This is a genomic window from Nonomuraea sp. NPDC049784 (assembly GCF_040659615.1).
GTDB lineage: Bacteria > Actinomycetota > Actinomycetes > Streptosporangiales > Streptosporangiaceae > Nonomuraea.
Map to the genome: position 1 here is coordinate 1 of NZ_JBFAMX010000311.1, position 11,567 is coordinate 11,567.

Sequence of the window (11,567 nt, forward strand, 5' to 3'; positions counted from 1 at the left end):
CCTGCCGGTACGGCCGCCGCCGCCCGCCGCTGGGCGGCCAGGATCGCCCCGGCCAGGGCGGCTCTGGCGGGCCGGGTGGCGGACCTGGTGCACGGCTCCGCCGACCTGGCCGCCTACGGAGCCGACAACGAGGCGCTGGCCAGGGCGCTGTCCGCCGACGAGTCCCTGGCCGCGCTCGAACGCCGCCAGGCCCGTGTCCACGCCGCCGCCCTCGCCGGGGGCACGCTGGTGCAGGGGCTGACCGTGGCGGCCGTCGTACTGCTCGCCCGGGGCGCGGGCGCCGGTTCGGTCGCGACGGCCGTGCTCGCGCTGACCGCCCTGGTGTCGTTCGAGCCGGTGCTGCCGCTGGCCGCGGCGGGCGAGCGCCTGGCGGGCATCACAGCCGCGCTCCGGCGCCTCCGCGAGGTCCGCTCCGCCACCCCGGCCGTCACGGAACCCTCGGCGCCCGCGCCCCTGCCCGCGTCCCCGCTGACCATCGAGATCGACAGCCTGGTGGTCCGCCACCCCGCCGCCGCCTCGCCGGATGGGACGTCGCCGCGCGCCAAGGCGTCCCTCAGGCACCCTGCTCTGGACGGGGTGTCGTTGACGCTCACCCCCGGCAAGCGGGTCGCGATCGTCGGTCCCAGCGGAGCGGGGAAGAGCACGTTGCTGGCCGCCCTGATGCGGCTGGTCGAGCCCGAGTCCGGTCATATCCGCGTCAACGGCGTCGATGTCAGCGACCTCGCAGGCGACGACGTACGGACGCTCATGACCGGCCTCACCCAGGACCCGTACATCTTCCGCGCCACCCTCCGCGACAACCTGCGCCTCGCGGGCCCCGAGGCCGGCGAGGAGACGCTCGAGCGGGCCGTACGGGACGCCAGGGTCGACGGGTGGGTCGAGCGGACCGGATGGGACGCGGAGCTGGGCGAGGACGGCAAGACCGTGTCCGGCGGGCAGTTGCAGCGGCTGGCCCTGGCCAGGGCGTTGCTGTACGACCCGCCCGTGCTGCTGCTCGACGAGCCCGCCGAGGCGCTCGACGAGGAGACGGCCGACCGGCTGATGAATGACCTGCTCGACGTCACCAGGGACCGCACCACGCTCCTCGTCACGCACCGGCTCAGAGGGCTGGAGAACGTGGACGAGGTGGTCGTGCTCGACGAGGGCCGGGTCGTCCAGCGAGGGCGGCATGACGAGCTCGTCGCCGTGCCCGGTTACTACCGCGACCTGTGGGAGTCCGAGGTCCTGACCAGGCGCTGAGCCCCTGCCTGAAGATGGGATTGAGTTGGCGCGGCAATCTGGTTTATAGTACAAACCAGTTTGAGAGAACGAGGGGTTTGCGATGACAAGCGACGACGATCACGTGGCGAGTCCCGAGGAGATGCTGCGCGTCATCGAGGAGCAGAGTGTCGCCACCGTGCGGTGGCTGCACGGCGACCCGCTCCTGCTCTACGTCCCCTGGGGCATCGCCTGGCTGCTCGGCTTCACCGCGTTCTTTCTGCACTACGGCCTCAACGGCCACGCCTACGCGCCGATCTCCCAGATGCAGGCGCTGGCGGTGCTCATGAGTGCGCAGCTCGTGGCCGGGGCGGTGGCCGCGTTCGGGATCGTCCGGATGAACAGGGGCGTCCGCGGCGACCATACGGCCAGGGGCACGATGTACGGGTACGCGTGGTTCGCCGGGATGATGCTCGTGGTCATCATCGGCGTCAGGCTGAGCACCCTCCTGCCTCCCGACGAGAGCGGACTCGTCTGGGGAGGCGCGTCGCTCTTGGTCGTCGCGATCATGCACATGGCCGGAGGCGCGATCTGGCTCAACTGGCCGATGTTCTTCATCGGCGCCTGGGTCGCCGGGGTCGACGCCCTGGGCGTGCTGCTCGGCGCCGGCTGGCACGCGCTGCTGACTGCCGTGCTGCTGGGAGGCGGCTTCATCGTCGCGGGCCTGTGGCTGAGGCGCTGCCGGTGACCGCGGACAAGGCGCCGCCCGAGCTCGACCCGGTGATCCACGCGCAGGCCAGGCTCCGGGTGGTCGCCGCGCTCAACGTGCTCGGCGAGGGGAACGAAATGGCGTTCCCCTCGCTGAAGGACCTGCTCGGCATGACCGCCGGCAACCTCTCGGTGCACCTGAGCAAGCTGGAGGAGGTCGGCTACGTCCAGATCACCAAGACGCACAAAGGCCGCACCCCCGTCACGTACGTGGCGCTCACCAAGCGCGGACGGCTGGCCTTCGAGGACTACACCAAGGCGATTCGCGCCTTGCTGGACAATGCAGGGGGAATGTCATGACGATCCTCGCCAGGGCGATCGAGGTCACCCGCCGCTACGGCGACGTGCTGGCGCTCGACCGCATCTCGCTCGACATCCGGGCGGGTGAGCTGGTCGGGCTGCTCGGCCCGAACGGGGCGGGCAAGTCCACTCTGATCAACCTGTTCGTGGGGCTGCGCCGCCCGACATCCGGCACGGTCGAGCTGCTCGGCGGCTCGCCCCAGGATCCGGCCATGCGGCGCGGCATCGGCGTGACCCCGCAGGAGACGGGGCTGCCGGAGACGTTACGGGTCGGCGAGATCGTCGACTTCGTATCCGCACACTTCACGAAAAAGGCAGACAGAGGGGAGCTGCTCGATCGCTTCGGCCTCGGCGACCTGGTCAAGCGGCAGGTCGGCGGCCTGTCCGGCGGGCAGAAGCGGCGGCTGGCCGTGGCACTGGCGTTCGCGGGCGACCCGAAGCTGGTCTTCCTGGACGAGCCCACGACCGGCCTGGACGTCGAGGCCAGGCGCTCGCTGTGGGACGGCGTCAGGGCCTTCCACGAGGGAGGCGGCACCGTCCTGCTGACCAGCCACTACCTGGAGGAGATCGAGGCCCTGGCCGAGCGGGTCGTGGTGGTGGGCCACGGCCGCGTGCTGGCCGACGGCACCGTGCGGGCCGTACGCGACATCGTGGGCGTGCGGCGCGTCTCACTGGTCGCCGCCGACCTGCCCGAGCTGCCCGGAGTGATCGGCTCCGAACGCGAGGACGGCCGCATCCATCTGATGACCACCGACCCCGACCGGCTGGTCGTCGAGCTGGTGCGGAGCGGCACGCCGTTCTCCGGGCTCGAGATCAGGCCGACCACCCTCGAGGAGGCCTTCCTCGCCATCACCTCGAAGGAGTCCGCGCATGCCTAGCCTGGTCCTCGCGCACACCCGCTACCTCATGCTGGAGCAGATCAGGGTGCCCATCAGCATCCTGGCCAGCGCGTTCTTCCCGGCCGTGTCGATGCTGGCGTTCGTGGTGCCGTTCGCGGGCCACGATCCCGAGGCCGCCACGACGGCGACGGCGTCGCTGATGTTCTTCGGCGCGATGTCCGGCGCGCTGATCGGGCTCGCCATCAGCGTCGCCCAGGACCGCGAGCAGCCCTGGAACCCGTACCTGCGCACGCTCCCCGCGGGCCCGTTCCCCCGCTTCGCCGGGCGGATCCTCACCACGGTGGCCGTCATGCTGATCTCGGTGATTCCCGTGCTGCTGCTGGCGGCGTTCTTCACCGAAGCCACGATCACGCCGCTGCGGCTGCTGCTCGGGCTGGTCGCGCTGGTCGCGGGCGGGATCCCGTTCATGCTGCTGGGCCTGCTGATCGGATTCCTGCTGAGCTCGAAGGGCGCGATCGCGGTGTCGCAGATCCTGTTCTTCCCGCTGGCGGTGATCGGCGGGCTGCTGTTGCCGCCCTCGGTGTTGCCCGGCTTCATCGAGGTCATCTCCCCGTACACGCCGACCAGGGGTGCGGCCGAGCTGCTCTGGGCGGCGACCGCGGGCCGCAGCCCCGACGTGGTCGCCCTCGTCATGCTGGCCGTGTGGACCGTCGTCGTGGCGCTCGCGGCCGGCTGGGCCTACCGGCGCGACGAGGGCCGGCGCTTCTCCTGAGTAAAGCTTCTCCCAGAAAATGGGGGGGTGTGCCGCCGAGTCCGCAGCGATCTCGACGGCACACCCGTCCGGGAGGGGGTCCTGTTATTTCTTCTCTTCGAGGGTCACGGTGACCTCGTTGGTCTTGCCGTCCCTCATGTATGTGATCTTGACCTGTTGGCCCGGTTTGAAACCTCTGACCTGCCCAACTACAGTATCGCCGCCGTCAACCGCCTTGTCACCGATCTTGGTGATCAGATCGCCCTGCTGCAGTCCCGCCTTCGCCGCCGGGCTTCCGTCGGTGACCTGCCTGACCAGGGCGCCCGGCACGTCGCCTGTCGCGTCGGTGACGCTCACGCCCAGGAACGCGTGGCTGACCTTGCCGCTGTTGATGAGCTGTTCGGAGACCTGCTTGGCGGTGTTGACCGGGATGGCGAAGCCGACGCCGCCGCCCGCGGCGTCCGAGGCGATGGCGGTGTTGATGCCGATCAGTTCGCCCGCGGCGTTCACCAGCGCGCCGCCGGAGTTGCCGGGGTTGATGGCGGCGTCGGTCTGGATGGCGCCGCCGATCGTGGTGGCCCCGCTCCCCTGGCTCTGCTGCTCCTGGCCCCAGCCCGGCGGGATCTGCTGTTGCTGCTCGCCGCCGACGGTGAGCGTGCGGTCGAGCGCGCTGACGATGCCGGCGGTGACGGATCCGTCCAGGCCGAGCGGGCTTCCGATGGCCAGTACGGGGTCACCGACCTTGACGATGTCGCTGTCGCCGAGCGTCGCCTTGGTCAGCCCCGACACACCCTCCACCCTGATGACGGCGAGGTCGGTGGCCGGGTCGGTGCCGACGACGCTGGCCTTGGCGGTCTTGCCGTCGTTGAACTTGACGGTCATCTGCCCGCTGCCGCCCTGGCTCGCACCCTCGACCACGTGGTTGTTGGTGAGGATGAGCCCGTCCTCCGACAGCACGACACCCGAGCCCTCACCGGTCTGCCCCTGGATCATCACGACGCTCGGCTGCACCTTGGCGGCCACCTGCGCGATGGTGAGCTGGTTGGAGGCCGACTTGAAGACGGGGCTCGGCGTGGCGCTGCTGGCGAGCTGCTCGGGCTGGAACGCGTTGGCGACGACGGCCCCCACGACGCCGCCGCCGATGGCCGTGGCCGCGAGGGCGAGGCCGGCGATGGCCCTGCGCCCCATGAAGGAGAAGCCGGGCTTCTTCGGCGGCGGGGGCGGAGGAAGCGGCTGTCCCAGGATCTGCGTGTCTCTGCGGGGGAAGCCCCCGGCGGCCGGCGGGGTGCTGCCGAACTGGCTCCACCCGCCGGTGCCCTGCTCGTGAGGCTCATTGGCGTTCATCTGTCATCTCCCTCGAGTCCCGATGACTCAAGGGTGCCAAGACTCGCGTAAGAGCTGGTTAAGCCGGTCCTTGGAGCTTTCTGAGAGGGTTGACAGCTGCTTTATCGATCGAGGTGGGGGCCCAGGGCGCGAGTGGTACGAAATTCCGAAGTTTTTACCCGCGAACCGGCCAGTACTCGTCTCTGAGCAGGCGCTTGTAAAGCTTGCCCGTCGGATGGCGCGGGAGTTCCTCGCGGAAGTCCACCGACTTCGGGCACTTGTAGTGTGCCAGACGCTTCCGGCAGTACGCGATCAGCTCCGCCTCCAGCTCCGGGCCCGCCTCCGCCATGGACACCGGCTCGACCACGGCCTTGACCTGCTCACCCATCTCCTCGTCCGGCACCCCGAACACCGCCACGTCGGCCACCTTCGGGTGCACCGACAGCACGTTCTCGGCCTCCTGCGGGTAGATGTTCACGCCACCAGAGATGATCATGTACGAGCGGCGGTCGGTGAGGTAGAGGAAGCCGTCATCGTCCAGGCGGCCGATGTCGCCGAGCGTGGTCCAGCCCCGGCCCTGGGGGTCCTGTGCGGAGCGTGTCTTGTCCGGGTCGCCGTGGTACTCGAACCGGCCACCGTTCTCGAAGTAGATCGTGCCGTCCTCGCCCGGCGGCACGTCGTTGCCGTCCTCGTCGCAGACGTGCACGACGCCGAGCAGCGAGCGGCCGACCGTGCCCTTGTGCTGGAGCCAGTCCTGGGAGTTGACGTAGAGGAAGCCGTTGCCCTCGGTGCCCGCGTAGTACTCGTGGATGATCGGGCCCCACCAGTCGATCATCTGTTCCTTGACGGGGACGGGGCAGGGGGCGGCGGCGTGGATCGCACACTGGAGCGATGAAAGCTCATACTTTGTCCGGATTTCTTCCGGCTGTTTGAGCATCTTGATGAACATCGTCGGCACGAGCTGCGAGTGCGTCACCCCGTACCGCTCCACCAGCGCCAGGAACTGTTCGGGATCGAAGCGCTCCATCACCACCACCGTGGCCCCGAGCCGCTGGAACGTCAGGCTGTAGCGCAGTGGCGCGGCGTGGTAGAGCGGCGCGGGCGAGAGGTAGACGCTGTCCGCCGACGGCGCGAACAACGCCTGGATGAGATGGAGCAACGTGCCCGGCTCGGTGAGCGGGCCGTGCGCGGAGGGGATCTTGACGCCCTTCGGCCGTCCCGTGGTGCCCGACGAGTAGAGCATGTCCGTGCCCATGCATTCGTCGTCGACCGGGGTGGCCGGCTGCTTGGCGACCGCCTCTTCGTACGACTCGAAGCCCTCGGCCACGCCGTCCAGCATGAGCCGTACCTCGACGCCGGGCGTGGCGGCGGTGATCGAGCCGGCGACGCCGGCGAGGTCGGCGCTGGAGACGAAGGCCCGGGCGCCGCAGTTGTTCACGATGTAGGCCAGCTCGTCGGTCTGCAGGCGCGAGCTGATCGGCGTGTAGTACAGGCCCGAGCGCAGCGCCGCCCACGCGACCGTCAGGAAGAGCGGGTGGTTGGGGAGCATGAAGGCGATGTGGTCGCCCGGGTGTAGCCCGGCCGCGCGGAACAGGTGGGCCAGGCGGTTCGACTCCTCGTCAAGCTCGCGATAGGTGATGATCCGTCCGGAGCCCGCCATGATCACAGCGGGCTTGTCTGGGGTGACTGCTGCGATGGCTCCCGGATACATGACCGAACACTATTCTGTCGTCCAGAAATCCGGAAGCATCGTCACTTCGCAGGGGCCATGGATCGTCGTACTTCTGCTTGGCCAACTGCACCCACCTGGGAGGAGGGGGCTCGCTCTCGCGACTCCCGACTGGCTGCGGACGACCGTAGCGTATGGGCGGTTGACAAACGCCCCGGACGGCGTGCCGCCGCCGCGATGGGGTGATGGCCGATAGCGGGCCAGGGAGCCGTTTCCCGGTTGCCCGGTGCCTTCGACCCCTTCCATCACCCGTGCGTAACCATACCATCACTTTGCGGGGATCACTGAGCCCTCATACTTCTGCTTGATAAACTCCTTGACCTTCTGGTCCTGCAGGAGCTTGCCGAGGGTGACGATGTTGGCGTCCTTCTCGTGGCCGGCCTGGACGACCAGGCCGTTGACGTACGGGTTGCCCTCGGTCTTCTCCAGCACCAGCGCCTGCGAAGCGGGCTTGAGCCCGGCCTCGATGGCGTAGTTGCCGTTGATCACGGCGGCGTCGACGTCCTCGAGCGAGCGCGGCAGCTGAGCCGCCTCGAGCGGCTTGAACTGCAGCTTCTTCGGGTTCTCGACCACGTCGCGCTCGGTGGCGGCGGTGCCGACGCCGTCCTTGAGCTTGACCACGCCGTTGTCGGCGAGCAGCTTGAGCGCGCGGCCCAGGTTGGTGGCGTCGTTGGGGAGGGCCACGGTGGCGCCACTGGCCAGCGCGGACACGGAGGTGATCTTCTTCGAGTACAGGCCCAGCGGCTCGAGGTGGACCGGCGTGACGAAGCTCAGCTTGGTGCCCTTGGAGGCGTTGAAGTCGTCCAGGTACGGCTTGTGCTGGAAGAAGTTCGCACTCAGCTGGCCCTCGTCGAGCTGCACATTGGGCTGCACATAGTCCGTGAACTCCACGACCTCAAGCTTGAGCCCGGCGGCCGGGGCCAGGTTCTGCTTGACGAAGTTGAGGATCTCCGCGTGCGGCACCGGGCTCGCGCCCACCTTCAGCACGGTGTCAGCGGACTCGGCCGTCTTTGTCGCCGGCTGCGACGTCCCGCATGCGGCGAGCGACAAGGCCAGCGCAACAGCACCCGCTATAAAACGAAATTTCATGATTTTTCCTTATTTGTGGGATAGGCGCCGAGCGACCCAGTCGCCCAGGCTCTGCAGGAGTTGCACGATCACGAGGAGGAGGACGACGGTCACGATCATCAGCAGCGTTTCGAACCGCTGGTAGCCGTACCGGACGGCCAGGTCGCCGAGCCCGCCGCCACCGAGCGTGCCGGCCATGGCGGAGTAGCCGATGAGCGCGACGACGGTCACGGTCAGGCCCGCGATCAGCCCGGGCAGCGCTTCGGGCAGCAGGACCTTGCGCACGATGGTGGTGCGGCTCGCGCCCATGGCCTGCGCCGCCTGCACCACGTCCGCGCCGACCTCCCGGAGCGCCGTCTCGACGAGCCGGGCGAAGAACGGCACCGCGCCGACGGTGAGCGGCACGACGAACGCGGCCGTCCCGATGGTCGTCCCGACGACGAGCCTGGTGAAGGGGATGATCGCGATCATCAGCACGATGAACGGCAGGGACCGTCCGACGTTGACCACGAAGCCGAGCGCCGACTTGAACGCCGGGAGCGGCCGCAGCCCGTTCCGGTCGAACACCACCAGCGCCACACCGAGCGGCAGCCCGAGCAGCGCGGTGAACAGCGTCGACCAGCCGACCATCTGCGCCGTCTCCAGCGTCGCCGGCCAGAGCAGCGGCAGCATCTCGTCCCAGGTCATGCGGCCTCCACCTCCACGATCAGGCCCGCGGAACGCAAGTACGCCAGCGCCGCGGCCGAGTCGGACCCGTCGAGCGCGACACGCAGGCGGCCCACCGAGCCACCGGCGAGGTCCTCGATCGAGCCGCCCAGGATGCTCAGGTCCACGTTGAACTTCCTGACCACTTCCGACACCACCGGCTGCCGCGGGTCGCCGGTGAACGTCAGCGTCACCGAGCCGGCCGGGGCGGGCTCGGGCAGCGGGAAGATCTCCCTGGTCAAGCGGGATCCCGGCGTCCTGATGAGGTCCGCGATGGCGCCGGACTCCTCGATGCGGCCGTGCGACATGATGGCGACCGAGTCGCAGACGCTCTTGACGACGTTCATCTCGTGGGTGATGAGCAGGATCGTCAGGCCCAGCTCGGCGTTGAGCCGCTTGAGCAGGGCGAGGATCGACTGGGTGGTGGCCGGGTCGAGCGCGGAGGTGGCCTCGTCCGACAGCAGCACGGCGGGGTTGCCCGCGAGTGCCCTGGCGATGCCGACTCGCTGCTTCTGGCCGCCGGAGAGCTGGTTCGGGCGGTCCTTGCCGCGGCCTTCCAGCCCCACCAATTCCAGCAGTTCGGCGACCCGCCGGTCGCGTTCGGCCCTGGGCACGCCCATGATCTCCAGCGGGAAGGCGATGTTGCCCGCGACCGTGCGCGAGTTCAGCAGGGCGAAGTGCTGGTGGATCATGCCGATGCGCTGCCTGGCGCGGTTGAGCTCGGCGCTGCGCAGCGCGGTCAGGTTCTGCCCGGCGACGGTGACGGTGCCCGCGGTGGGGCGTTCGAGCAGGTTGACGCAGCGCAGGAGCGTGCTCTTGCCGGCGCCGCTCTGGCCGAGCACGCCGTAGATCTCGCCTTCGCGCACGTGCAGGTCGACGCCGTCCAGGGCGACGGTGTCCCCGTACTGCTTGCGCAGGCCTGAAGCCTGGATCACGGAATATCCCCACGACTGAGAGCGGCCCGGCGGTGGGCCGCGGAAACGTACATCACCGGAAGAGAGGGGCTGGTGTCAGCGTGTGCCGGGGTGGAAGGGCAGGTGGCTCAGCCTGCGCAGCACGAAACCAGGTGCGATCATGGTGACCTTCGGAGAGGAACGGGCGGATTCTCTGCTCAGCTCGGCATTCGCCCCATACGACAACACGAGTCGTCCCGGTGGGCGCTCGTGTCGTTCGCGTATGCCTCGTTCACGCCGTGGTCAACGGATCCCTGCGCTCCCTCTATTCCCTATCTCTTTGGTGACCTGAGTCACGATGCGCCAGCTATGGGCGGGGACGACGGCCGGATCCTCTCGCTCGCCCTGGAAGGCGGCTTGCGCATCGCCAATGAGGAAGCGGTGCGGGTGGTCGCCGAGGTTCAGCAGGGTGACGACCTCCACGCCACTTTGCCCGGAGCCGCCGGCCGGGCGGCTGCGGAGCGCGACGGCCGTGTTGGTGAGGTGTTCGGCTGTGGTCCGGGCTCTCTGCAACCACGGATGACGCCTTCGGAAGCCGATGAGCCGCTGGTGAAGCCGGTACACCTCGACTCCGTACGGCGCCAGCCCGCCGGGCTCCGCGGGGAACGCCGGTCTGATCGCGTCGTCGCCGCCCGCCCGTTCCTCCTTCAGCCCCTGGAACGCCTGCTCGTCCCCGTAATAGACGCTGGGCAGGCCCGCGACGGTGAAGAGCACGGCCAGCGCGTGCCCCAGGTGGCGAGGGTCGTCGAGCCGGGTTGCGAGCCTGGTGACGTCGTGGTTTCCGACGAACGTGAGCGGTACGAACGTGTCGAGCAGCTTGTTGTGGCGGTCGAGGGCCCAGGCGAGCTCGAAGAGGTTCCGGTCGTTGAGCGAGCTCCAGATGGCCTTCCACAGCTCGTACTGGGTGACCGAGTCGAGACCCGACTCCCTGACATATCCGGCGTAGTCGCCGTGGATCATCTCGCCGCCGAACCACGCCTCGGGATGCCGTACCCGAACCTCAGGCAGGACTTTCCTCCAGAACCAGGCCGGTATGGCGTAGGCGGCGTCGAGCCGCCACCCCGAGGCGCCGCGGCCGAGCCAGTGGTCGAGCACACCGGCCACGTACTTCTGCACGGCGGGTTCGGCGTGGTCGAGCACGACGAGCCCGTCGTGGCCCTCGAAGACCTCGTAGCCCTCGGGGCCCCGCCTGAACCACCGGTCACCGGCTCGGAAGGAGCGGCCCACGTGATTGAACACGCCGTCGAGGATGACCCGCAGCCCACGGTCGCGCGCCTTGGCGACGAGGGAGTCGAAGTCGTGGTCGTCGCCGAGGCGCGGGTCGATCCTGAAGTGATCGATGGTGTCGTACCCATGGGACTCGGCGGCGAAGATCGGACCGAGCTGGAGGCCCGAACAGCCCAGCTCGACGACGTAGTCCAGCCACGACTCGAGGTGGCGCAGCCGGTGCCGCACGCCGTCGGGGGCGGGCGGCACCGCCGCGGTGGCGGGGGCTCCGGTGAAGCCGAGCGGGTAGACGTGCCACCAGATCGCGTGGTCAGCCCAAGACGGCACGAACGCTCCCCTCCCGGCGTGCCGCCCAGGGCAGGTAACCGAGCCCCAGAGCCAGCACGCAGCCAATGACCGTGTCCGCCAGCCGGTACCCGATCGTCGCAGGTGCCACACGTCCGCCGCCCTCCATGAGGAGCAGGACGAGTGGCGTCATGACGGTCGCGTACATGGTGTAGTGGCGCTCCTTGAGCACCGGCCTGAGTGCGGCCAGCACGGCGACGAGCAGCACGAACAGCCACGACGGCGGCACCCACAGCAGCACGGCGGAACCGGCGATCACTCCGGCGGCGGTGCCGGCGGCCCGCTCGACCGCCCGTCGCACCGCTCCGTCCAGTCGCCGCCTGACGACGATCACAACGGTGACGGCGATCCACGACGCGGCC

Annotated in this window: 12 protein-coding genes; 5 read left to right on the forward strand and 7 right to left on the reverse strand. The window is 69.2% G+C overall.

Features of this window, described 5'->3' with window-relative positions; translation table 11 throughout:
* From AB0J09_RS40015 to AB0J09_RS40035, 5 genes are all read left to right on the forward strand, one after another.
* Nucleotides 1-1,239, forward strand: a 1,239-nt coding sequence (locus tag AB0J09_RS40015; RefSeq protein ID WP_360702927.1) for an ABC transporter ATP-binding protein, incomplete at its 5' end; no start/stop codon positions are given.
* A gap of 82 nt (nucleotides 1,240-1,321) precedes the next feature.
* Complete coding sequence (locus tag AB0J09_RS40020; RefSeq protein WP_360702929.1) at nucleotides 1,322-1,945, forward strand: hypothetical protein; 624 nt, start codon at nucleotides 1,322-1,324, stop codon at nucleotides 1,943-1,945.
* Nucleotides 1,942-2,265, forward strand: a complete 324-nt coding sequence (locus AB0J09_RS40025) for a transcriptional regulator (RefSeq protein WP_360702932.1) — start codon at nucleotides 1,942-1,944, stop codon at nucleotides 2,263-2,265. Before AB0J09_RS40020 ends, AB0J09_RS40025 begins: the two co-directional genes overlap by 4 nt.
* Nucleotides 2,262-3,143 (forward strand): ABC transporter ATP-binding protein, encoded by an 882-nt coding sequence (locus AB0J09_RS40030; RefSeq protein ID WP_360702935.1) that lies wholly within the window; start codon nucleotides 2,262-2,264, stop codon nucleotides 3,141-3,143. The genes AB0J09_RS40025 and AB0J09_RS40030 overlap by 4 nt, the downstream gene beginning before the upstream one ends.
* On the forward strand, nucleotides 3,136-3,876 hold the full coding sequence (locus AB0J09_RS40035) for an ABC transporter permease (RefSeq protein ID WP_360702938.1): 741 nt from the start codon (nucleotides 3,136-3,138) through the stop codon (nucleotides 3,874-3,876). The genes AB0J09_RS40030 and AB0J09_RS40035 overlap by 8 nt, the downstream gene beginning before the upstream one ends.
* An 84-nt stretch (nucleotides 3,877-3,960) precedes the next feature.
* Here AB0J09_RS40035 and AB0J09_RS40040 read toward each other — a convergent pair whose 3' ends face one another.
* The 7 genes from AB0J09_RS40040 to AB0J09_RS40070 all read right to left on the reverse strand — a co-directional run.
* Nucleotides 3,961-5,199 carry a trypsin-like peptidase domain-containing protein gene (locus tag AB0J09_RS40040; protein WP_360702941.1) on the reverse strand — a complete coding sequence of 413 codons (1,239 nt, stop codon included), beginning with the start codon at nucleotides 5,197-5,199 and terminating at the stop codon, nucleotides 3,961-3,963.
* A 154-nt stretch (nucleotides 5,200-5,353) separates the two neighbouring features.
* Entirely contained in the window at nucleotides 5,354-6,889 is a 1,536-nt protein-coding gene (locus tag AB0J09_RS40045; RefSeq protein WP_360702944.1) for an AMP-binding protein, read from the reverse strand.
* Between the two features lie 285 nt (nucleotides 6,890-7,174).
* A complete protein-coding gene (locus AB0J09_RS40050; RefSeq protein ID WP_360702947.1) occupies nucleotides 7,175-7,996 on the reverse strand; it encodes a MetQ/NlpA family ABC transporter substrate-binding protein in 822 nt (273 codons plus the stop codon).
* A 9-nt stretch (nucleotides 7,997-8,005) separates the two neighbouring features.
* Entirely contained in the window at nucleotides 8,006-8,662 is a 657-nt protein-coding gene (locus AB0J09_RS40055; RefSeq protein ID WP_360702949.1) for a methionine ABC transporter permease, read from the reverse strand.
* The gene (locus AB0J09_RS40060; protein ID WP_360702952.1) at nucleotides 8,659-9,615 is read right to left on the reverse strand and encodes an ATP-binding cassette domain-containing protein; all 957 of its coding nucleotides are present in this window, start codon (nucleotides 9,613-9,615) and stop codon (nucleotides 8,659-8,661) included. Before AB0J09_RS40060 ends, AB0J09_RS40055 begins: the two co-directional genes overlap by 4 nt.
* A gap of 261 nt (nucleotides 9,616-9,876) precedes the next feature.
* The gene (locus tag AB0J09_RS40065; protein WP_360702955.1) at nucleotides 9,877-11,187 is read right to left on the reverse strand and encodes an alpha-amylase family protein; all 1,311 of its coding nucleotides are present in this window, start codon (nucleotides 11,185-11,187) and stop codon (nucleotides 9,877-9,879) included.
* On the reverse strand, nucleotides 11,171-11,567 hold a 397-nt coding region (locus tag AB0J09_RS40070; protein WP_360702958.1), incomplete at its 5' end, for an FUSC family protein. The genes AB0J09_RS40065 and AB0J09_RS40070, both read right to left, overlap by 17 nt.